The sequence below is a fragment of the Rhodomicrobium lacus genome (assembly GCF_003992725.1).
In the GTDB taxonomy this organism is placed as follows: Bacteria; Pseudomonadota; Alphaproteobacteria; order Rhizobiales; family Rhodomicrobiaceae; genus Rhodomicrobium; species Rhodomicrobium lacus.
This window is the reverse complement of the sequence record NZ_RZNF01000012.1, coordinates 650803-672336: the sequence shown is the minus strand read 5'-3', so window position 1 is coordinate 672336 and position 21534 is coordinate 650803. Positions and strand designations below refer to the sequence as shown.

The 21534-nt window shown below is 62.7% G+C and carries 19 protein-coding genes; 14 read left to right on the top strand and 5 right to left on the bottom strand.

Annotated elements, in window-relative coordinates:
* Positions 1–123 precede the first annotated feature (123 nt).
* Positions 124–915, bottom strand: a complete 792-nt coding sequence (locus EK416_RS12460) for a methyltransferase domain-containing protein (RefSeq protein WP_127077952.1) — start codon at positions 913–915, stop codon at positions 124–126.
* Between the two features lie 92 nt (positions 916–1007).
* Between EK416_RS12460 and gloB the strand changes: the two genes are divergently transcribed.
* The 5 genes from gloB (at position 1008) to EK416_RS12435 (ending at position 6241) form a co-directional block, all read left to right on the top strand.
* Positions 1008–1811 carry a hydroxyacylglutathione hydrolase gene (gene gloB, locus EK416_RS12455; RefSeq protein ID WP_127077950.1) on the top strand — a complete coding sequence of 268 codons (804 nt, stop codon included), beginning with the start codon at positions 1008–1010 and terminating at the stop codon, positions 1809–1811.
* A gap of 55 nt (positions 1812–1866) precedes the next feature.
* Entirely contained in the window at positions 1867–2931 is a 1065-nt protein-coding gene (locus EK416_RS12450; protein ID WP_127077948.1) for a DNA polymerase III subunit delta', read from the top strand.
* A 49-nt stretch (positions 2932–2980) separates the two neighbouring features.
* On the top strand, positions 2981–4552 hold the full coding sequence (gene metG, locus EK416_RS12445) for a methionine--tRNA ligase (protein WP_127077946.1): 1572 nt from the start codon (positions 2981–2983) through the stop codon (positions 4550–4552).
* Positions 4553–4643: 91 nt separating this feature from the next.
* Positions 4644–5444 carry a TatD family hydrolase gene (locus EK416_RS12440; RefSeq protein ID WP_127079754.1) on the top strand — a complete coding sequence of 267 codons (801 nt, stop codon included), beginning with the start codon at positions 4644–4646 and terminating at the stop codon, positions 5442–5444.
* Positions 5441–6241 (top strand): MBL fold metallo-hydrolase, encoded by an 801-nt coding sequence (locus EK416_RS12435; protein WP_127077944.1) that lies wholly within the window; start codon positions 5441–5443, stop codon positions 6239–6241. The genes EK416_RS12440 and EK416_RS12435 overlap by 4 nt, the downstream gene beginning before the upstream one ends.
* Positions 6242–6325: 84 nt before the next feature.
* On the opposite strand, the gene EK416_RS12430 is transcribed toward EK416_RS12435, so the two are convergent.
* The 4 genes from EK416_RS12430 to EK416_RS12415 form a co-directional block, all read right to left on the bottom strand.
* On the bottom strand, positions 6326–6601 hold the full coding sequence (locus EK416_RS12430; protein ID WP_245434041.1) for a hypothetical protein: 276 nt from the start codon (positions 6599–6601) through the stop codon (positions 6326–6328).
* A gap of 115 nt (positions 6602–6716) precedes the next feature.
* Positions 6717–7925, bottom strand: a complete 1209-nt coding sequence (locus EK416_RS12425) for an ABC transporter permease (protein ID WP_127077940.1) — start codon at positions 7923–7925, stop codon at positions 6717–6719.
* Complete coding sequence (locus EK416_RS12420) at positions 7922–8701, bottom strand: ABC transporter ATP-binding protein (protein ID WP_245434040.1); 780 nt, start codon at positions 8699–8701, stop codon at positions 7922–7924. The genes EK416_RS12425 and EK416_RS12420 overlap by 4 nt, the downstream gene beginning before the upstream one ends.
* Positions 8702–8844: 143 nt before the next feature.
* Positions 8845–10101 (bottom strand): efflux RND transporter periplasmic adaptor subunit, encoded by a 1257-nt coding sequence (locus EK416_RS12415; RefSeq protein WP_127077938.1) that lies wholly within the window; start codon positions 10099–10101, stop codon positions 8845–8847.
* A 669-nt stretch (positions 10102–10770) separates the two neighbouring features.
* On the opposite strand from EK416_RS12415, the gene EK416_RS12410 reads away from it, so the two are divergent.
* The 9 genes from EK416_RS12410 to EK416_RS12370 all read left to right on the top strand — a co-directional run bounded on the left by EK416_RS12410 (position 10771) and on the right by EK416_RS12370 (position 21534).
* Positions 10771–11496, top strand: coding sequence for an outer membrane protein (locus tag EK416_RS12410; protein WP_127077936.1), 726 nt, complete (start codon positions 10771–10773; stop codon positions 11494–11496).
* Between the two features lie 322 nt (positions 11497–11818).
* The gene (locus EK416_RS12405; RefSeq protein WP_127077934.1) at positions 11819–12565 is read left to right on the top strand and encodes an outer membrane protein; all 747 of its coding nucleotides are present in this window, start codon (positions 11819–11821) and stop codon (positions 12563–12565) included.
* A gap of 332 nt (positions 12566–12897) precedes the next feature.
* Positions 12898–13527, top strand: coding sequence for a LemA family protein (locus tag EK416_RS12400; RefSeq protein ID WP_127077932.1), 630 nt, complete (start codon positions 12898–12900; stop codon positions 13525–13527).
* Positions 13528–13536: 9 nt separating this feature from the next.
* Positions 13537–14502, top strand: coding sequence for a TPM domain-containing protein (locus tag EK416_RS12395; protein ID WP_245434039.1), 966 nt, complete (start codon positions 13537–13539; stop codon positions 14500–14502).
* Positions 14503–14514: 12 nt separating this feature from the next.
* Positions 14515–15132 (top strand): TPM domain-containing protein, encoded by a 618-nt coding sequence (locus EK416_RS12390; RefSeq protein WP_127077930.1) that lies wholly within the window; start codon positions 14515–14517, stop codon positions 15130–15132.
* 156 nt (positions 15133–15288) lie between these two features.
* Entirely contained in the window at positions 15289–16062 is a 774-nt protein-coding gene (locus tag EK416_RS12385; protein WP_127077928.1) for a ferredoxin--NADP reductase, read from the top strand.
* Between the two features lie 150 nt (positions 16063–16212).
* Positions 16213–18132 carry an extracellular solute-binding protein gene (locus EK416_RS12380; RefSeq protein WP_127077926.1) on the top strand — a complete coding sequence of 640 codons (1920 nt, stop codon included), beginning with the start codon at positions 16213–16215 and terminating at the stop codon, positions 18130–18132.
* Entirely contained in the window at positions 18129–19988 is a 1860-nt protein-coding gene (locus EK416_RS12375) for an extracellular solute-binding protein (protein WP_127077924.1), read from the top strand. Before EK416_RS12380 ends, EK416_RS12375 begins: the two co-directional genes overlap by 4 nt.
* 442 nt (positions 19989–20430) lie before the next feature.
* Entirely contained in the window at positions 20431–21534 is a 1104-nt protein-coding gene (locus EK416_RS12370) for a microcin C ABC transporter permease YejB (RefSeq protein ID WP_127077922.1), read from the top strand.

Genomic DNA, 21534 nt, shown 5'->3' with positions numbered 1-21534 from the left:
CGCCTGCGCTTGTAGCTGCTTATCTTCGCGGATGATGTTGCCGCGCGTCTATAGATGGCGGGCGGGCGTGTCGGGGCACGATACGCATGGAAGCGGCGTGTGCGAGATGGCTCTAAGGACGGATCAATCGCCGGTTGAATCGCCGCGGAAAGCGGGCGAGCGAGGCTTGCGCCCGTCGCCGGGGCGACGATGGGCAGGGCTCAGGCCGTTCAACGCCGGCATCGACGCAAAGGCGCGCTTCTTCACCGAAACGCGCACCTCGGCATAAGCCATCTTGACCGCTTCCACGATCAGCACCCCCGCGAAAGCGGGCCAGAGCCTGGCGCCGACACGCTCCCACGCGGTTGCGGCAAACGGCAGATGGCGGGCGCGAAAGGGCGGCGCGAACAGGCACGGCGTCACGCCCACGGGCTCGAACAGCGCATCTCGCAGCAGGTCTTCGATCTGCCGGAGACTGTAGGGCCGCCCATGCCCGAAGGGCGTGGACTCGAAGCGTGCCCACGCGCCGCGGCGGTTCGGCGCGACGAGGATCAGCCGGCCGCGAGGCATCAGCACGCGCCAGATTTCGCGGAGATAATCGTGACGGGCGTCCACATGTTCGAGGCCATGCACGACGAGCATGCAATCCACGGACTTGTCTCGCATCGGCAGCGCGGTTTCGGAGACGAGGGCCGCGCGGAAAGGGCCTTCGCTCGGCCATTGCACGGCGCCCTGCCGATAAGGCATCAGCGCGGCCGTGGTTCTCGCCTCTCCGTCGAACGCGCGAAGATAAGGAGCCGCGTAGCCAAGCCCCACGACATCCAGCCCGCTTAAATTATCCCACCGCGCACGCACGCGGTGCGTGATGATGCGGCGCGCGAGTTGCCCGAGTGGCGAAGCGTAAAAATCCCTGAGGTGCGAGACATCATCATACATAAAAACGAACCAGCATTTCGTCTAACCGGGTTTAACGCGCGGATGGTTTATCTTAAGTCTGGGGTGACCCATATTTGTGATCAGGTGCAGCAATGTCCCATCTAGAAGTTCGACTGTTCCCCTGTCTAAGCGACAATTACGGCGTTCTGATCCACGATCCGGTTACGGGGGTCACCGCTTCCATCGATGCGCCCGACGATGACGCCGTTCGCAGGGAACTTGAAAGCGCGGGCTGGACGCTGACGCATATTCTCGTCACGCATCATCATTGGGATCATATCCAGGGACTTCAAGCCCTGAAGCGGGGCACGAACTGCATCGTCTACGCCCCCGCCCGGGAAGCCGCCGAAATCCCCGTTCTCGATGTCGAGGTGCATCAGGACGATTGCGTGCCCTTCGGGCGGTTCGAGGTGGAGGTGATCGAAACGCCGGGCCACACTCCGGGTCATGTCGCCTACTTCATCCCCGACGCCATTCAGGCCGAGATCGCAGGCCAGAAAAGCGGGCTGGCGTTCGTCGGCGACACACTTTTTTCAGTCGGATGCGGCCGCGTGAACGACGGTCGTTACTCCGACATGTGGCACTCGCTCGAAAAGCTGATGCGGCTGCCGGAGCGCACGCTCCTCTATGTCGGCCATGAATACACGCAGTCGAACATCAAATTCGCGCTTTCGGTTGAGCCGGAGAACATCGCGCTGCACAAGCGCAAGGAGGAGGTTGACCGGCTCCGGGCCGACGGCAAACCCACGCTGCCGGTCACGCTTGCCAAGGAGCTCGAGACGAACCCGTTCCTGCGGCCGTTCAGTCCTGAAATCCGCAAATCGCTCGGCATCGGCCCGGACGTGTCCGACGAGTCCGTGTTCGAGGAATTGCGGCGGCGCAAGGACCGCTTCTGAGGACACCGCACCGAGCGCGCCCGCGCGCTTCCGCCGATACGTTTCTGGAGGCACCATGGCAAGGCGCAAGGGGAGCGAAAACGAAGCCGAAGCGGCGGGCGATCCGCTGCACCCGCGGCTTGCCGACGATCTCTTCGGCCACGAAGAAGCGGAAGCGATGTTTCTGCGCTCATACAACGCGGGCGCTCTGCATCATGCGTGGCTCGTCACAGGTGAGCGCGGCATCGGCAAGGCGACCTTCGCCTGGCGCGCCGCGCGGTTCCTTCTGAGCCGTCACGGCGAGAACGCAACGGCGAACCTCGCCCCCGCAACCACCCTCGACGCGCCATCGACCCATCCGGCCGCGCGCCAGATCGCGGCGGGCGCCCATTCCTCGCTGTTCGCGCTGGAGGTTTCCGGCGCTTCCACCATCGGCGTGGACGAGGTGCGAAAGTTGCGCGCGTTCCTCGGCCTCACCAGTCCCGGCGGCTGGCGCGCCATGATCGTCGATCCGGCGAACGACCTCACCATCGCCTCGGCGAACGCGCTCCTGAAGGCGGTCGAGGAGCCGCCGCCCCGCACGGTGTTCTTCCTCGTCAGCCACGGCGCCGCCGCCGTGTTGCCGACCATCCGCTCGCGCTGCATCAAGCTCACGCTGCATCCGCTCCACGCGGAGCCGTTCGCGAACGCGGTCGAGGCAGCCTGCGCCCGTGCCCGCCTGGACATCCCCGAAGCCGAGCAGATGCAGCGGCTTCACGCGCTTTCGAGCGGTTCGGTGGGGCGCGCGCTCGACCTCATCGGCGGCGGCCTCCTCACGCTGGCGGACAAGCTTGAGCGCGTGATCGACAGACTTCCCCGGCTCGACCACGCCGCCGTCCACGATCTCATCCAGTCGGCGAGCGGCGCAAAGAACGCCGACAAGTTCGAGAGGCTTTGCGACCTGATCGAGGAGCGCATCGAGGCGCGCGCGAAAAGCGCGGCGCAAGGCGGAAGGGGCAATACAACGCAAGCCGCGCTGTGGGCCGTCGCGTGGCAGGGCTTCCGCGAGCGTCGAATCGAGACCGACGTGCTCAATCTCGATAAAGGAGCCTTTCTGTTGGCTGCATTTTCCGATATGGAACGTATTGCCAGAAAGGCGTGAGCTTCCGCCAGTCCAACGTACCTTTCCCCGCCATCCCGACCATTGCGCCATGACAGAACAACAAAAACCGCATTACACGATAACCACTGCCATTTCCTATCCGAACGGCGAGCCCCACATCGGCCACGCCTATGAGGCGGTGGCGACGGACGCGATGGCGCGCTTCAAGCGGCTCGACGGGCACCCGGTGTTCTTCCTCACCGGCGTGGACGAGCATGGTCTCAAGATGAAGCAGACGGCGGCGAAGGAAGGCATCACGCCGACCGAGCTTGCCGACCGCAACACGCCGAAATTCGAGGAGATGCTCGCCCTGCTCGACGTCTCCCACGACGATTTCATCCGCACGACCGAGCCGCGCCATTACGAGGCGGTGGCCGAGATCTGGCGTCGCATGGAGAAGGCGGGCGATATCTATCTTTCCGGCTATCAGGGCTGGTACTCGGTGCGCGACGAGGCGTTCTATGCCGAGAGCGAGACGGTGCTCGGCGGAAACGGCGTCCGCCTCGGGCCGCAGGGCACCCCCGTCGAATGGACCGAGGAGCAGACCTATTTCTTCCGGCTGTCGAAGTACGAGAAGAAGCTGCTGAAGTTCTACGAGGAAAACCCCGGCTTCATCATGCCGCCGGAGCGCCGCAACGAGGTGGTCAGCTTCGTCAAGGGCGGTCTGCAAGATCTGTCGATTTCGCGCACGACGCTCGACTGGGGCATCCCGGTGCCGGACGCGCCGGGCCACATCATCTACGTCTGGGTGGACGCGCTCACGAACTACATTACCGGCGCGGGCTTTCCGAAAATCCGCTCGAAGACGTGGAAGGAGCGCTGGCCCGCGCAGGTGCACGTCATCGGCAAGGACATCACGCGCTTTCACGCGGTCTACTGGCCCGCGTTCCTGATGTCTGCGAAACTGCCTTTGCCCGAGCGCGTTTTCGGCCACGGCTTCCTGTACAATCGCGGGGAGAAGATGTCGAAGTCGGTCGGCAACGTCGTCGCGCCGAAGGATCTGGTCGACACTTACGGCGTGGATCAGGTGCGCTATTACTTCCTGCGCGAAGTGCCGTTCGGCCAGGACGGCAACATCACGCACGAGCAGATGGTAAACCGCATCAACGCCGACCTCGCGAACGACCTCGGCAATCTCGCGCAGCGCTCGCTGTCGATGATCGCGAAGAATTGCGCGGGCGCCATCCCGGAACCGAGCGAACCTGCGGCCGACGATGAGCCGATCCTTGCCGCGTCCGCCGCTCTCCTCGATGCAAACCGCGAGTTCATCGACCAGCAGGCGCCACACAAGGCGCTGGACGCAATCTGGAAAGTGGTCGCCGAAACGAACAAATATTTCGCCGTGCAGGAACCGTGGGCGTTGAAGAAAACGAACCCCGCGCGCATGGGCACCGTGCTTTGGACGACGGCGGAAATCGTGCGGCGTGTTGCTATCCTCGCGCAACCCTATATTCCGGCATCATCGGCGAAGCTTCTCGACCAGCTCGGCGTCGCGGCCGAAGATCGCAGCTTCGACGCGCTCGCGCATCCGCTGAAGGCTGGGACGAAAATCGCCACTCCACAAGGCGTCTTCCCGCGCTATGTTGAGGAAGAAGCGGCGAAGGCCGCAGCCGCAAGCTGATCCTTGAGACCGGCGCTCCTGCCGCTCTCATTCGAGGCATGCGTTGGCCGCGCCCGGCGCGATCCGCAGCGGCAGGAGACTGGTCTGGGACATGCTTGTCGATAGTCATTGCCATCTCGACTTTCCGGAATTCGAACCTCAGCGGGATGAGGTTGTCGCGCGCGCCAGGGAGGCGGGCGTCGGCCATATGGTCACCATCTCGACGCGCGTGCGGAAATTTCCGTCCTCCGTCCTGCCGATTGCCGAGCGCTATCCCGAAGTGACGTGCTCAGTGGGCACGCATCCCCATTACGCCAGCGAGGAACGCAACATCCCGCTGCCCGACATCGTGGCGTTTACGCGCCATCCGCGTGTTGTCGCCGTCGGCGAGGCGGGCCTCGATTATTTTTACGACAAGAGCGCGCGCGAGGATCAGCAAACCGTCTTCCGCAAGCACATCGCGGCGGCGCGGCAGACGGGTCTGCCGCTCGTAATCCACACCCGCGACGCTGAGGAAGACACGGCTGTGATCCTCACCGAAGAAATGGCGAAGGGGCCGTTCAAGGCGCTGCTGCACTGCTACACGAGCAACCGCTCGCTCGCGGAAGCAGCGCTGGAACTTGGCCTCTACATCTCGTTCTCGGGCATCCTCACTTTCCCGAAATCCGGCGAATTGAGGGAGCTGGCGGCGACGGTGCCGCTCGAACGCCTGCTTGTCGAAACGGACTCACCCTACCTCGCCCCGCCGCCCTATCGCGGCAAGACGAATGAGCCGGCCTTCGTGAGGTTCACGGCCAGGGTGCTGGCGGAAGCCAAGGGCGTGAGCGAAGCGGAGCTTGCGGCGGCGACCACCGACAATTTTTTCCGGCTTTTCGCGAAAGCAAAAGCCGCGGCGGGAGGTGGCGCATCATGACGCTTCGCTTCACCATCCTCGGATGCGGCTCGTCAACCGGCGTGCCGCGCGTCGGCAATGACTGGGGTGCGTGCAATCCGGCGAACCCCAAGAACCGGCGGCGGCGCAGTTCCCTTCTCGTGGAGCGCATCGGCGAGAACGGACGCACCGTCGCGCTGATAGACACGTCGCCCGACATGCGCGTGCAGCTTCTCGATGCAGACGTGAAGCAACTCGATGGCGTCGTCTACACGCACGATCACGCCGACCATACGCATGGCATCGACGATCTGCGCATGCTGTCCTATCTCCAGCGCCGCCGCATCGACCTTTGGGGCGACGCGCGCACGATAGCCCTCTTGCGCCAGCGCTTCGACTACTGCTTCGAGACACCGTCCGGTTCGAGCTACCCCGCCATAGTCGAAGGTCACGTGATAGAAAATCATGCTCCGGTCACAATCGACGGTCCCGGCGGCCCGATCGTCTTTCAACCTTTCCGTCAGATTCACGGCGACATCGACTCGCTCGGCTTTCGCGTCGGCGGCCTCGCCTATTCCTGCGACCTGAACGACCTGCCGCCCGAGTCGCGGCCCATCCTTCGCGATCTCGACGTGTGGATCCTCAACACGCTGCGCTACACGCCTCATCCCAGCCATCTCACACTGGAAAAGGCGCTGACGTTCATCGCCGAGATGAAGCCCAGGCGCGCGCTGCTGACGCATCTGCACATCGACCTTGACTACGACGATCTCGCCTCGCGGCTTCCCGCCCATGTCGAGCCTTCGGTCGACGGCATGGTGCTGGAACTGGAGAGCTGAAGCGCGCGGCTCCCGGCTTCGTTTTGCGTGCTTCGTCTCGTCGTGCGTGCTGTCGGCAGAACCGCTTCACACTTTTGCGGCGCTTCAGCGCCGCCGGTCGAAGTCGATATAGCCGGCGCAGGTGTCCTTCACGCGGATATCGGCGCCGACGAAGCGGCAAATCTGTGCCTTGAGGTTCGGATTGTCGCGGATTGCAGCACCGGTCACTCGCGCGCCGTAGGCTTGCGCGACCTTGGCGAGGTTCTCGTCCTCGCACCACGGTGTCACCGCCAACTGCCCGTTAATCACCTGCGCTTCGTCGACGCATCTGATCTTCGCCGATGAAGGGGCGATCGCCAGCAACGCCGCCGCGATCGCCAATCCCGCTGCAAGAGGGAGCCGGTGCATCCAAGCCTCTCTTTAATAATGTGTTAACCATAACAAGCCGAACACGGGAAGGCCGCTCAAGGTCGCCACGCCGTGCCGAAATCCGCCGCTACTCGTGGCGAAGGGCTTCGATGGGATCGAGCCGCGCCGCCTTGCGTGCCGGAAAATAGCCGAAAATCACCCCCACCGCAGCCGAAAAGCCGAATGCCAGAGCGATCACGGAAAGGTCGATGGTCATCGGCACCTTGATCGCGCTCGCGAGCAGCCACGACAGACCGAGCCCGAGCCCGACGCCGATCAGGCCGCCGAACAGCGACAACACCACGGCCTCGATGAGGAACTGCGTCAGCACCTGCCCGGCGAGCGCTCCGATGGCAAGCCGGGTGCCGATCTCGCGCGTGCGCTCCGTCACCGACACGAGCATGATGTTCATGATGCCGATGCCGCCGACAAGGAGGCTGATCGCGGCGACGGCGGATAGAAGCCCGGTCAACACCATGTAGGTGCCCGTGAGCGTGGCGGTGATTTCTTTCATGTCACGCACGAAGAAATCGTCCTGATCGCCGGCCCCGATGCGGCGACGCTCGCGCATGAGAAGCTCCACGGCCTTGAGGGTCTTGGCGGTCGAGTGCTGGCTGTCTACCGCGATGTAGATATAGCCCACATCCGTATTGCCAGCGACGCGGCGGTGGAATGTCCGAAGCGGGATCACGACGAGGTCGTCTTGATCCTGTCCGAAGGCGGATTCGCCCTTTTCGGCGAGAACGCCGACGATCTCGCAGCTTATCTTGCCGACGCGCATCGACTGGCCGATGACGTCGCCTCCGCCGAACACCTCGCGCTGTATGGTCTTGCCGATGAGGCAGACGGAGCGGCCCGCGCGCAGTTCACCGTCGTTGAAGGCGCGGCCTTCGGCGACGGGCCATTCGCGGGCGGTGAGGTAGGTCGTCTCCGCGCCGGTGACGTTCGTACTCCAGTTCTTGCCGTTGGCGATCGCGGTCGCGGCCCGCGTCGCGGCGGGAGCGACGGCGCGGGTGCCCGCAATCTCGCGGCGGATCGCGTCCGCATCGGCTATTTCGAGCTGACGCGCCACGTCCTGCACGCCGCCTGGCCCGACCGCCTGACCCGGGCGCAGCACCAGCAGGTTCGTGCCGAGCTTGGCGATGTCCTGCGTGATCTTGTGCGTCGAGCCCTGACCGAGCGTCACCATGGTGATGACCGCCGCGACGCCGATCACCACGCCGAGCGTCGTCAGGAACGAGCGCATCAGATTGCGCCGGATCGCCTGCAACGCGAGCTTGATCGTTTCCCAGATCACCGCGCGGTCGCCCTTTCCTCGATGCGGCTCACGCGCCCGTCCTCCACATGAAGGATGCGCGATGCGTAAACCGCCATCTCCGGCTCGTGCGTGACAAGGATGACCGTCAAGCCGGCATCGCGGTTGAGCGCGGTCAGAAGGTCCATGATTTCGCGACTGCGCGCGCTGTCGAGATTGCCGGTCGGTTCGTCGGCAAGCAGAACCGACGGTTCGGAGACGAGCGCGCGGGCTATGGCGACGCGTTGCTGCTGCCCACCGGAAAGCTCGGCGGGCGTATGCTTCTCCCGCCCGGAAAGGCCGACGAGCGCAAGCGCCGACCGCGCGCGCTCGCGCCGCTCGGAACGGCGCATCCCGCGATAGATGAGCGGCATTTCCACGTTTTCGATGGCGCTCGTGCGCGCCAGAAGGTTGAAGCCCTGGAAGACGAAGCCGAGATAATGGCGGCGAAGCAATGCGCGCTGCACTCGGTCGAGTGCCCCGACATCGATGCCCTTGAACAGATATTCGCCGCTCGTCGGCGTATCGAGGCAGGCGAGAATGTTCATCGCGGTGGACTTGCCCGAGCCAGACGGCCCCATGATCGCGACAAACTCGCCGCGCGCGATGGAAAGGTCCATCCGGTCGAGCGCGCGCACCGCCGCCTCGCCGCTGCCATAGATCTTGGACACCTGCCTGAACTCGGCCACAGTTTCCACCGTGCCCTCTTTTGCGGGGCCGGCCGGTGCGAGGTGCCAGGGCCGCGCCGCCGGTATGGGTAGAACAAGCTCGCCGGGCATGCGGTCGGGTCTCCGTCGAGGTTTGATCCAGAGGCCTCGGGTTTGGCCTAGTGGAGCGAATTTGACATTTGAGGCCCGGTTGCTGCGAGTCCGACATTTGCTCGCAAGCGCTGCAAACGGATGCAAATGTCGGAATCGGACCCCTAGTTCGTGCCGTCCTCAAGATCGGTGATGACGGCCTCGCCCGCTTCGAGCCCTGCCTTGACCTGCGTCACGGACTTGTCGCTCGGCCCGACCCGGATCCGGAGCGCGACCGGCTTGCCATCCTTCAGCACATGGACGCGTCGTTCGTTCGTGCTCGTATCGGTTACAGGCGTCGACGGCTGCATGCGGGGCATCTTGAACAGCGAGAAGCCGCCGCGTTCCTTCCTCGGCGGCGGAGGCGGGGCGAACCGCAGCGCCGCATTCGGTATGAGGACCGCGTCTTTCGCCTCGTCCACGACGATATCCGCCGTGGCCGTCATGCCGGGCCTGAGCACCAGGTCGGGATTATCCGCGCGCAGGATCGCCTTGTAGGTGACGACGTGATTGGTCGTGTCCGATGCGAAGCGAACCTGTTCGATCCGCGCCGGAAAGCGCCGCCCCGGATAGGCTTCCACCGTGAATGTCGCCTTCTGGCCGACGCGCACCTTGCCGACATCGGCCTCGTCGATATCCACGCGCAATTCCACGCGCTTCAGATTTTCCGCGATGACGAAAAGCACGGGCGGCTGGAAGCTCGCCGCCACGGTCTGTCCCGGCTCCACGCTGCGCTTCAGCACGACGCCGTCGACGGGCGAATAAAGCTTGGTCTTGGAAAGCGCTGTTTCGTTCTGCTTCAGTTCGGCTTCCGCGACACGAACGTCGGCCTTCGCGCTGTCGACGGTCGCGGCGGCGCGGCCAAGATCGGCGCGGGCGAAGTCGAGCGTGGTGTCGGAGGTGTAGCGCGACGCGTTCAGCGCCTTCTGCCGGTCGAAGTTTTTCGAGCGTTCGAGCGCGGTCGCCTCGGCCTGAATGACGCGCGCCCTCGCGGCGGCGAGCGCCGCCTTGCTGCGCTCGACCATCGCATTCAGCGTAACCGTATCGAGTTCCGCCACGACCTGCCCGGCTTTCACCGTGTCGTTGTGATCGACGAGCACCTTGCGGATGATGCCGGAAAGCTCGCTGGAAACATCCACCTGATTGGTGGGATACACGGTACCGGTGGCGGTGACGGTCACGGTGAGATCGCCCTTTGCGGCGGGTTCCGTGACATAGAGGGGGCCGCTCGTCCCGTTCCTGTGCGCATAGGCGTAATAACCGCCGCCCAAGGCGAGGGCTGCAAGCAGCAGCCAGAGCCACCGGAAAGAACGCCGCCTTCTCCGGACGCCGAGAACGGCGCGGATATCACCGGCTTCCGGCGGTCTTTCGATAACGTTCATGGCCGTGCCCAAGCTTACGCAAAACCAGTACCCACAAAACCGGGTATACGCTTCAGAGCTTAAACTTTTTCCAAAGTATCAAAGTGAAGGTCTAATCGACAATTTTAGGTAGCGGGCGACCATCGCGTTCCGAATGCGCTATCGATGCTTCGGCTATGTTATCGGCGCGTTACCTTGGTTTATCAAAAACGCCGTCGAAGAGGTGCATATGACCTCGGAAGAATCCAACCCAGCGCGCACCGCAATCAGGCATTGCGCATCCTGCTCTCACAAGCTTCCGGTAGCGCCGCTATCCCGCTCCAAATGCGCAAGAGCCAAGCCTGAGGCGACGATCTATTCGCGTATTCGAATATAGTTCGAGTTTTCCGTTGGTTAGCGTTGCCCGCGACTATCCCGCCACACGTTATTTGCACCTGTTCGAGTAACGGCGACACTCAATGCGTGTATTATCTCGCATAATTGCAACCGAAGATAGTAAATCTGTGGCATGCCGGATACAGATCTCGCCCAACTTCAAATAAGTCTATTGTCGACCAGATACACGCGCTCGAATCGATGCTAGCTCTACAGTGTCGGGCGATGCAAGAACTTGAGAAATCCTATCGAGGCTTTCTCGCACGCGTTGGTGCTGCGTCGAGTTTCTGGGCAATTTTAGGGGACTACAAACAAATGAAGAAGACATTCATCGCGACCGCTTCGGTTGCGGCTCTCTTCGCCATGGGCGGTTCGGCAATCGCTGGCGATCTGTATGCCAAGGGCGGCTACAAGGACGCTCCCGTCGTCGTTGCTGAACCCACCTGGACCGGCTTCCACCTCGGCCTCGGCGTCGGCGGCGCTGCGGTGAACCACGACATAAGCGCGTCGGCTTTCGGTGGCTATGTTTCCGGCGAACTCGACGGCGTCAGCAGCACCGGCGTGTTTGGAACGGTTGAAGTCGGCTATGATCGCCAGTATGGCAATTTTGTCGTCGGCGTGTTTGCGAACTACGATTTCGGCGACGACGTCAAGTCGACTGCCAGCGCGAGCTTCTTCGGCGAGGGCGGCTCCATCGACGCCACGCTCAAGGACTACTGGACGGTTGGCGGTCGCGTTGGCTACCTCGTGAACACCAGCACGCTCGCTTACGTGCTCGCGGGCTATAGCGAAGCGAGCGTTGAAGTCGATCACCTCGGCAGCGATGACTTCACGGGTTGGACAGTCGGCGGCGGTCTTGAAACCAAGCTCGGCGGCAACTGGTTCCTGAAGGGTGAATATCGCTACACCGAGTTCGACACGAACACCTATAAGCTTGGCTGCACGAAGATCGACATCGACACCTCGGTGCAGACGGCTCGCCTCGTCCTCTCCTACAAGGCGGACCTCTTCGGCGGCGAACTTCCCGTTCCGCTGAAGTAGTCACCGCTCTCAGCGCACTGACCGTCCCCCATCAGGTCAGCGAAGCGCTCCTGCGAAAGCCGGAGCGCTTTGGTTTTTCAGGGGACGGATCGGCGATTGCCCCGCGAAAGCGGGGCTTTTTTTTGCGCTCCCCCGCCGCCATAGGCTGTTGCACCCCCGCAACATTGCCTCAGGTTGTGCAACCTATAATTGAAATTGCGTGTAATGCACTCGAATCTGCTCTAAGAGTAGGTCGTTGTTTTCAGGTCCGACCATGCTTTTGGGTCCGGCTTTCCCGTAGGCGTTGCGTTCGCGTTGCAACTTTTGGGGGATCATTCCTAAAATGAAAAAGACTTTTGTGGCGGCTGCGTCGGCGGCTGCGATTTTCGCGATGGGCGGCTCCGCGCTCGCCGGCGACCTCTATGCGAAGGGCGGCTACAAGGACGCTCCGGTTCTCGTTGCGGAACCCACCTGGACCGGCTTCTACATCGGTCTCGGCGTCGGCGGCGAAGCGGTGAACCACGATCTCTCTGCGACCGAGTATGATGCCGGTGACAAATACACCATCGGCGAGTTGAACGGCATCAGCGGCACGGGCGTGATCGGCACGGTCGAAGTCGGTTACGATCGCCAGTTCGGCAACATCGTCGCGGGCGTATTCTTCAATTACGACTTCGGCGACAACGTCAGCAGCAGCCTTCGTTTCGACGATTTGACTGTGGAGGCCAAGCAGACCGATTCCTGGACCGCTGGCGGCCGCCTCGGCTATCTCATCAATCCGGGTACGCTGGCTTACGTGCTTGGCGGCTATACCGAATCGACCTTCGAACTCGGCCTTCCCGGGTTCGGCTCGGTGGACGGGACCTTCGGCGGCTGGACGGTCGGCGGCGGTCTCGAAGCGCGTCTTTCCGGCAACTGGTACCTGAAGGGTGAGTACCGTTTCACGGAGTTCGGTGAAAACAGCGCCATCCTGTTGGGCGATAAAGAAGACGGGCTTGGTGCGACCATCGACACCTCGGTGCAGACGGCTCGTCTCGTGCTCTCCTACAAGGCGGACCTGTTCGGCGCCTCCGTCGCTCCGCTGAAGTAGTCGCCGCTCTCGGCGAAGAACCGTCCCCGCGGTTTGCGAAGCGCTCCTGCGAAAGCCGGAGCGCTTCGTGGCTTTCGCGGGCTTCGCAGCGACACCCCGCCCGCCGACGTCCGCACCCGCAAAAAGTATTTCGATGCTTCGGGGCATAATCCGGCCGATGCGCTCAGCTTTATTCAACCTGATGCGTGGATACGGCTTTATTTCTTAAGCCAGAGACCGTTTTGCCGATCAAATTACGACGCCTCTGACAGAAACGGGTTCTTCCGAATTGAAGCGTACCCTTGGCTGCACTACGTAGCTCTTGCTTCGAGACAGTTTTTCAGGGGAGGCCGATGCTTAACCGTTCGATATTCCGGCTCGCGCCAGCAGCCGCGCTGATCGCCGTCGCGCTCGTGCTGTCGGGCTGCGGCATCAACACCATTCCGTCATACGAGCAGCAGGCGAAGGCCGCGTGGTCCGAGGTGCAGAACCAGTACAAACGCCGCGCCGACCTGATCCCGAACCTCGTCGAGACCGTGAAGGGCTTCGCCGCGCAAGAGAAATCCGTGCTGACGGACGTTGTCGAGGCGCGCGCCAAGGCCACGCAGGCGCAGATCAACCTGCCGCCGGACGTGCTTACCAACCCCGAGGCGCTGAAAAACTTCCAGGCGGCACAGGCGCAGCTTACGGGGGCGCTCGGACGCCTGCTCGCGACGGTCGAGAATTACCCCGACCTCAAATCGAACCAGAACTTCCTCGCGCTGCAAAATCAGATCGAGGGGACCGAGAACCGCATCGCCATCGCGCGGCGCGATTACATTCAGGCCGTCCGGCTTTATAATACCGAGCTGAACACGTTCCCCGGCCGCATCTGGAAGGCGGTGCTCTATTCCAACGCGAAGGACATGGCGACGTTCGAGGTGCCGGTCGAAGAGACGCAAACGCCGAAGGTCGATTTCGGAACGAACAAACCGAAGCCGTAGCGAGTCATCATGAGCATCGCGCGGCGGGGTGAACATGGCGTCCCGGAGCGGCCCCGTGCCGCCGCCGGGGTGGCGCTTCCACAGCGTCTCGCCGTATATCGGGCGCGGCGCGACGCCGTCGATTTGTGGTGTCGATCAGCGCCCGGGCGTCCGATCGCTGCCTGTTTGACGCTGGCCGATGCAGGGGGGCTGGCGCGGATCGTTGCGGCGCTCGTGCTGCTTGCGCTCATCGCCACGGCACTCGGGCCCGCCCGCGCTGCGCCGGCCTTCCCGCCGCTCACCGGCCGCGTGGTCGATAACGCGCACCTTCTCAGCCCCGCCGACAAGGCCGCGCTCGACGCCGAACTCGCGGCGCTTGAGGCGAAGTCGAGCGACCAGCTCGTCGTCGTCACCACGCCGTCGCTGCAAGGCTATCCCATCGAGGATTACGGCTATCAGCTCGGCCGCGCGTGGGGCATCGGCCAGAAGGGCACGAACAACGGCGTGTTGCTCATCGTCGCGCCGAACGAGCGGAAGGTGCGCATCGAGGTCGGGCGCGGGCTCGAACCGCAGCTCACCGACCTGCTTTCGGCGCAGATCATCCGCAACACCATCCTGCCGCGCTTCAAGCGGGGCGACTTCGCGGGCGGCATCAAGGCGGGCGTGACCGACATCCGCGACGTCATGCTGGGCGACGCCGAGGCCGTGAAGGAGCGCGTGGCCAAGCGTCCGACCGAGCGGCGCGACGCGGACGAGACCGAGGCTCTGGTCGCGTTTTTCATCCTCCTCGCGATTTTCATCTTCATCGCCTGGGCGCAATCGCAGCAGGGAAACCAGCCGCTTTCGACCTCCGGGCCATTCAACCGCCGCAGCGGCTATGGCGGCCCGATCGTCTTCCCCGGTGACTGGGGCGGAGGACGGCGCGGCGGAGGAGGCGGCTGGTCGGGCGGCGGTGGCGGCGATTTCGGCGGCGGCGGCGCATCCGGCGACTGGTAGGGAGGCAGACTCATGATTTCGCACGCGGATAAAAAAGCCATCGAAAAAGCCATCGCGGAGGAAGAAGCGCGCACCTCGGGCGAAATCGTGGTCGTGATCGCGCGGGCGAGCGCCGATTATTATTATGTGCCGTATATGTGGGCCGCGCTTGTCGCGCTTGTCGTGCCATGGCCGCTCATCCATTGGACCTGGATGCCGGTGCAGACGATCTACATCATCCAGCTCGGCGTTTTCGCGGCTCTCGCACTCTTTCTGCATTATCCGCCGCTCCGCTATGCGCTGGTGCCGGGGAGCGTTCGCCGCCAGCGCGTGCATCAGCGTGCGGCGCAGCAATTCGTCGCGCAGGATATCTACACCACAGCCGGACATACCGGCGTGCTGCTCTTCCTTTCGGTCGCGGAGCGCCGCGCGGAAATTCTCGTCGACGCGGGCATTCACGAGAAAGTGCCCGATGCCGAGTGGAAAAAAATCGTCGACCGGCTTACGGACAGAATCGGAAGGGGCGAGCCGGCGGCGGCTCTGAAGGAAGCGGTTCACGAGATCGGGGGTCATCTTGCAACTCATTTCCCTCCTGATGCGACAAAGGAAAACCTTTTGCCCAATCACCTCGTCATGTTAAATGCAGACTAATTCCAGCGAGCGGCATTCGTCGCAGCGATAAATTCTTGCCGCCATATTGTCTCCGCATAGCTGCCATGCTATTTGCGGCGCGGCATGGAATTGACAGCCATGTAATATGGCTCAATCAACGAGACCGACATCATCTCCACAGGGAAAGTTCTGCAAATGGGCGCGTTCTACGAAGAGAAAGTCTTGGCCGTCAAACATTGGAACGGCGACCTTTTCACCTTCCGGACGACGCGCGATCAGACGTTTCGCTTCCGCAACGGCGAATTCACGATGATCGGCCTCAAGGTCGACGGCAAGCCGCTGCTGCGCGCCTACAGCATGGCGTGCGCGAACTACGACGACACGCTCGAATTCTTCAGCATCAAGGTCCAGAACGGCCCGCTCACCTCGCGCCTTCAGCATATCAAGGAAGGCGATCAGATTCTGGTCGGCAAGAAGCCGACCGGCACACTCGTCATCGACAATCTGAAGCCCGGCAAGCACCTGTATCTGCTCAGCACCGGCACGGGCCTCGCGCCCTTCCTCAGCATCATCCGCGACCCGGAAACCTATGAGGCGTATGAGAAGGTCGTTCTCGTTCACGGCGTGCGTCAGGTGAACGACCTCGCCTATAATGAGTGGCTCACGAGCGAGCTGCCGCGCGACGAGTTCCTCGGCGAGGTCGTGCGCGACAAGCTCGTCTATTATCCCACGGTTACGCGCGAACCCTATCGCAACACGGGGCGCATCACCGACCTCATGACATCCGGCAAGCTTTACAGCGACATCGGGTTGCCCCCGCTCTGCCGCGAGGACGACCGCGTCATGATGTGCGGCAGCCCGGCGATGCTGGCCGACATCAAGGCGTTGCTTCTCGGCCTCGGCTGGGACGAAGGCAACCACGGCGAGCCTGGCGACTTCGTGCTCGAAAAGGCGTTCGTCGAGAAGTAGGGCCTGCGCTTGCTCCTCGCCCTTATCTTCCAGAGCCCCGGAGCGCTTGCGCCTCGGGGCTTTTTCATGCCTCGGCCCCACCAGGCGGCGGCCGTCCACAGACTTTGCAAGTCCTCGCCCCGCATGAAGGATCTTTAAGTGGAAGAGGGCATGCTGCGTGCTACCTTCAAAAAATGTGAAAAGAAGGTCGCAAGCCTCATGCCTCATTTGGTGCATTTGTTCTTCGCCGCGCTGATCGGACTTTGCCTCGCTGCGCCCGCGTTCGCCGAGCCGGAAAAACACCACGCGCTTTCGCTCGTGCGCGAGCCGAAATATCCGGCGGATTTCAAGCACTTCGACGGGGTGAACCCGAACGCGCCCAAGGGCGGCACGGTGCGCCTTTCCTCAGCCGCGCCCTATGACAATCTCAATCCGGCGGTCTTTCGCGGCAATATCGCGCCGGGTGTGGCGCGCGGCGCGGACCTCGTTTTTGAAGCGCTCATGGTTGCGTCGCGCGAGGAGGGCTCAACGCAATATTGCCTCCTGTGCGAGTGGGTCAGTTTCCCTGAGGATCGCTCGTCCGTCACGTTCAAGTTGCGCGAAGGCGCGCGCTGGCACGACGGCGTCGCCATCACCCCTGAAGACGTGATCTTCAGCATGGACGTCGCCAAGGGCAAGGATCCCGAGACCGGCGCGCCGTGGCAGCCGTTGCTCGCGCAGTATTACAAGAATGTCGTCAAGGGCGAGAAGACCGGCGATCGTGAGGTGACATTCACCTTCGACGTCTCCGGCAACCGCGAACTGCCCTTCATCGTGGGCGAACTCGTGGTGTATCCGAAGCACTGGTGGGAAGGCCGCGACGAAAGCGGCAAGGCGCGCGACATCTCCAAGACCTCGCTCGAACCACCGCTCGGCTCCGGCCCGTACAAGGTCAAGGCGACACGGCCGGGCGAGTGGATCGCCTTCGAGCGCGTGCCCGCCTATTGGGGCCGCGACCTCCCGGTGCGCGCCGGCGAGAACAATTTCGACACGCTCGAATTCCAGTATTACGGCGATCTGAACGTGTCGATGGAGGCGTTCAAGGCGGGGCAGTATGACTTCCGAACCGAATCGAGCGCAAAGGCCTGGGCCACGGCCTATGATTTCCCGGCATTGCGCGATGGCAAGGTGGTCAAGCGCGAGGTGACGCTTGAGACACCGAAACCGATGCAGGGCTTCGTGTTCAATATCCGTCGCCCGAAATTCGAGGACATACGCGTCCGCCGCGCCTTCAACCTCGCTTTCGACTTCGAGTGGACGAACCAGAACCTGTTCTTCGGGCAATACACGCGCACGAACAGCTTCTTCGAGGGGCAGGAACTGGCCGCCACGGGGTTGCCTTCGCCCGCCGAGCTGGAGCTTCTCGAACCTCTGCGCGACAAGATCCCGCCGGAAGTGTTCACTGAGGTATTCAAGAACCCGGTGAACAAAGATCCGGCGGACTTCCGCAATAACCTGCGTCAGGCCGCGCGCCTTCTCAAGGAGGCGGGTTACAACGTCGTCAACAACAAGCTGGTGAACGCGCAGGGTCAGCCCTTCACGGTCGAATTCCTCATCGAGTCCGAGGCGTTCCAGCGCGTCATCCTGCCTTACGTCGAAAACCTTCGACGGCTCGGCATCGATGCCAATGTGCGCATGGTGGACTCCACCGAGATGAAGCGCCGCGAAGACACGTTCGACTTCGACATCATCGTGGGCGTCTTCGCGCAGTCGGAATCGCCGGGTAACGAGCAGCGCGAATTCTGGAGTTCGGCCGCCGCCGACCAGACCGGCAGCCGCAATGTGATCGGCATCAAGAGCCCTGCCGTCGACACACTCGTCGACAAGGTCATCTTTGCGTCGAACCGCGATGCGCTCGTCACGGCCTGCCGCGCGCTCGACCGCGTTCTGCTATGGAGCGCGTTCGTCGTGCCGCAATGGCACTCGGCGACGTCCCGCATCGCTTACTGGAACAAGTTCGGGTCGCCCGATCCGCTGCCGAAGCTCACGGTCGGCTTCCCGGATGTCTGGTGGTTCGACGCTGAACTCGCCGCAAAGAACGGGTTGAAATGAGGACTTACGAGGCTCGCAGGCACACAAAAGGCTGGCGCGGACATGTTCTGCTATCCGCGCTCCTCACAACGGCCGCGCTTCTGTTCGCGGAAGGTGCCTTCGCCGCCGAACGCACGCACGGGCTTTCCTCCTTCGGCACGCTGAAATACCCCGCCGATTTCAAGCACTTCGATTATGTGAACCCGGACGCCCCGAAGGGCGGACGGCTCGCGACGATGCCGACGAGTTCCATCAACACGTTCAACCACTTCAACGCTTATATCTTGCGCGGCGATGCGGCGGAAGGCGTCAGCCTCCTGTTCGACTCGCTGATGGCGCGCGCGATGGACGAGCCCGACGCTGTGTATGGCCTCGTCGCGCATGCAGCCGAAGTGGCGGACGACAGGCTGTCGGCGACGTTCTACCTTCGCCCCGAGGCGCGGTTCAGCGACGGCAGCGCGCTCACGGCCGAAGACGTGGTCTTCACGCTCGACAAGCTGAAAAAGGATGGCCACCCGCGCTATCAGATGTTGCTGCGCGATGTGGTGAGCGCGACGGCGGTCGACCCGCAGACGGTGCGCTACACCTTCAAGGGCGAAAACCTGCGCGATCTGCCGCTGACGGTGGCGCAGTTGCCGATCTTCTCGAAGGCATTCTACACCGCGAACGACTTCCTGAAGGAAAGCCTCGACCCGCCGCTCGGCTCCGGCCCCTATCAGGTCGGCGAGTTCCGGCAGGGCACCTTCGTCAGCTACAACCGCCGCAAGGACTATTGGGCCGCCGACCTGCCGGTCAATCGCGGGCGGTACAATTTCGATACGATCCGCTTTGAATATTATCGCGACCGCGCCGTGGGCCTCGAAGCCTTCAAGGCCCGAGCCTACGATCTGCGCGAGGAATTCACCTCGAAAAGCTGGGCGACGGAATATGACGTGCCCGCCGTCCGCGAAGGCAAGATCGTCAAGCTGACGCTGCCCGATGGCCGCCCCTCGGGCGCGCAGGGCTTTTTCCTCAACATGCGCCGCGAGAAGTTCGCCGACAGCCGCGTGCGCAAGGCTCTCGACTACGCCTTCGATTTCGAATGGACGAACAAGGCGCTGTTCTTCGGCCTCTACACCCGCACGGCAAGCTACTTTGAGAACTCGGACCTGAAGGCCGAGGGCAAGCCGACAGACGCCGAACTCGCGCTGCTCGAACCGTTCCGCGACAAGCTTCCGCCCGAGGTGTTCGGCGAACCGTACACGCCGCCGGTCACCGATGGTTCGGGCCGCTTCCGGCCGAGCATCCGCGAAGCATCCCGGCTTCTCGACGAGGCGGGCTGGAAGCTCGACGGCGGCGTCAGGAAAAACGCGAAGGGCGAGATACTCGAATTCGAGTTCCTGATCGACGATCCGGTCACCGAGCGCATCGTCGGCCCCTACGCGGGCAGGCTGTCCGATCTCGGCGTGAAGGCGACGCTGCGCCGCGTCGACCCTACACAGGAGCAGGAGCGGATCAGGCGCTACGATTTCGACATCAGCACGCAGCGCTATTCCCTCTCGCAGACGCCGGGCCCGGAGGTTCGCGCCTTCTGGAACAGCGAGGCGGGCAAGGAAGACGGAAGCTATAATCTTTCCGGCATCGCCGATCCGGTCGTGGACGTGCTGATCGACAAAGTTCTCGCCGCCAAAAGCCGCGACGAACTTCGCACCGCGTGCCGCGCGCTCGACCGTGTGCTTCGCGCCGGGCATTTCTGGGTGCCGCAGTGGTACAAGGCAGCTCATAACATCGCGATGTGGGACAAGTTCGCGCGTCCAGCCGTGAAGCCCGCCTACGATCCGGCCATTCTCGATACGTGGTGGTACGACGCGGAGAAGGCGGCAAAGCTCGGAGGATAAACGGAAGCATAAGCCAGTCCGGCCTGCGACAGGGTTGCGGCGACTCCCCTAAAAGGCAAGTCTATCCCTTGCGATCGCGGGCATCGTTTCATACGCTATCTGATCTGCGGATAGCCGAAAACGATAATGCTTCAGCTCATGCTTGCAAGACACCGAAAATCGTTAAGGGGATATTACCGTCATTTACCATAGTGGAGATATATGGGGCGCATGCCATGATTAGCGGACATAATCCCGCGCCATGCCAAGCGCCTCAGGCCGAAAGGAAGAGGCAAGCGCCCTATCGCACCATGGCAGTGAACGCGTAACCGATGCGCGCCACGTGACGCCACCCGTGAACGGGCCGTCACGGCCTTGAAAATTCTGGCGAGCGCGATCCGCCGCAGAGCCGCGAACGAAGTCGCGCCGGCGGAGGTTGTGCTCCAGCAAACAACAGGGAAAGATGACCGCATATATCGTCCGACGCCTGGCCCTGATGGTCCCCACGCTGCTCGGCATCATGCTGATCAGCTTCATCATCATCCAGTTCGCACCCGGCGGCCCGATCGAGCGCATCATCGCGCAATTGCAGGGCACGAATGTCGACGCCACCGCGCGCATCGGCGGTTCGTCCACAGGCGATTTCTCGAAGATGGCGGCGCCGGGCCAGGATGCGGGCGGCGGCTCCTATCGCGGCGCGCGCGGCCTTGATCCCGAACTTATCAAAAGCCTCGAAAAGCAGTTCGGCTTCGACAAGCCGCCCGTCGAGCGCTTCCTGCACATGATGACGAGTTACCTCACCTTCGACTTCGGCCAGAGCTATTTCCGCGACGTGAGCGTCCTTCAGCTCATCAAGGAAAAGCTGCCGGTGTCCATCTCCATCGGCCTGTGGCTGACGCTGCTCACCTATCTGATTTCGATCCCGCTCGGCATCCGCAAGGCCGTGCAGGACGGCTCGCGCTTCGACGTGTGGACGTCGACCGTCGTCATCATCGGCTACGCGATCCCGAGCTTCCTGTTCGCGATCTTCCTCATCGTACTGTTCGCGGGCGGCTCCTTCCTCGACTGGTTCCCGCTGCGCGGCCTCGTCTCCGACAATTTCTCGCAGCTCTCGTGGCCCGAAAAGATCCTCGATTATTTCTGGCATCTTGCGCTGCCGATCACCGCAATGGTTATCTCGTCCCTCGCGACCATCACCTTCCTCACGAAGAATTCGTTCCTCGACGAGATCAGGAAGCAATATGTGATGACGGCGCGGGCGAAGGGACTCACCGAGACGCGCGTGCTTTACGGGCATGTGTTCCGCAACGCGATGCTGCTCGTGATTTCGGGCTTCCCGGCGGCGTTCATTTCGGCGTTCTTCACCAACGCGCTCCTGATCGAGACCATCTTCTCGCTCGATGGCCTCGGCCGCCTCTCCTTCGAGAGCGTGTTGAACCGAGACTACGCCGTGGTGTTCGCCACCCTCTACATCTTCTCGGCCATCGGCCTTTTGCTCAACCTGGTGTCGGACCTCGTTTATACATGGGTCGATCCGCGCATCGATTTCGAGACGAGGGAGGTCTAG

Excerpts from the sequence above, each read along its gene's own strand:
- EK416_RS12420 (WP_245434040.1), bottom strand. The coding sequence starts at position 8,701 with ATGCCCGGCGAGCTTGTTCTACCCATACCGGCGGCGCGGCCCTGGCAC.
- EK416_RS12395 (WP_245434039.1), top strand. The coding sequence starts at position 13,537 with ATGAGCATCGCGCGGCGGGGTGAACATGGCGTCCCGGAGCGGCCCCGT.
- EK416_RS12375 (WP_127077924.1), top strand. The coding sequence starts at position 18,129 with ATGAGGACTTACGAGGCTCGCAGGCACACAAAAGGCTGGCGCGGACAT.
- EK416_RS12410 (WP_127077936.1), top strand. The coding sequence starts at position 10,771 with ATGAAGAAGACATTCATCGCGACCGCTTCGGTTGCGGCTCTCTTCGCC.
- EK416_RS12390 (WP_127077930.1), top strand. The coding sequence starts at position 14,515 with ATGATTTCGCACGCGGATAAAAAAGCCATCGAAAAAGCCATCGCGGAG.
- EK416_RS12405 (WP_127077934.1), top strand. The coding sequence starts at position 11,819 with ATGAAAAAGACTTTTGTGGCGGCTGCGTCGGCGGCTGCGATTTTCGCG.
- EK416_RS12440 (WP_127079754.1), top strand. The coding sequence starts at position 4,644 with ATGCTTGTCGATAGTCATTGCCATCTCGACTTTCCGGAATTCGAACCT.
- EK416_RS12460 (WP_127077952.1), bottom strand. The coding sequence starts at position 915 with ATGTATGATGATGTCTCGCACCTCAGGGATTTTTACGCTTCGCCACTC.
- EK416_RS12435 (WP_127077944.1), top strand. The coding sequence starts at position 5,441 with ATGACGCTTCGCTTCACCATCCTCGGATGCGGCTCGTCAACCGGCGTG.
- EK416_RS12415 (WP_127077938.1), bottom strand. The coding sequence starts at position 10,101 with ATGAACGTTATCGAAAGACCGCCGGAAGCCGGTGATATCCGCGCCGTT.
- gloB (WP_127077950.1), top strand. The coding sequence starts at position 1,008 with ATGTCCCATCTAGAAGTTCGACTGTTCCCCTGTCTAAGCGACAATTAC.
- metG (WP_127077946.1), top strand. The coding sequence starts at position 2,981 with ATGACAGAACAACAAAAACCGCATTACACGATAACCACTGCCATTTCC.
- EK416_RS12380 (WP_127077926.1), top strand. The coding sequence starts at position 16,213 with ATGCTGCGTGCTACCTTCAAAAAATGTGAAAAGAAGGTCGCAAGCCTC.
- EK416_RS12370 (WP_127077922.1), top strand. The coding sequence starts at position 20,431 with ATGACCGCATATATCGTCCGACGCCTGGCCCTGATGGTCCCCACGCTG.
- EK416_RS12385 (WP_127077928.1), top strand. The coding sequence starts at position 15,289 with ATGGGCGCGTTCTACGAAGAGAAAGTCTTGGCCGTCAAACATTGGAAC.
- EK416_RS12400 (WP_127077932.1), top strand. The coding sequence starts at position 12,898 with ATGCTTAACCGTTCGATATTCCGGCTCGCGCCAGCAGCCGCGCTGATC.
- EK416_RS12450 (WP_127077948.1), top strand. The coding sequence starts at position 1,867 with ATGGCAAGGCGCAAGGGGAGCGAAAACGAAGCCGAAGCGGCGGGCGAT.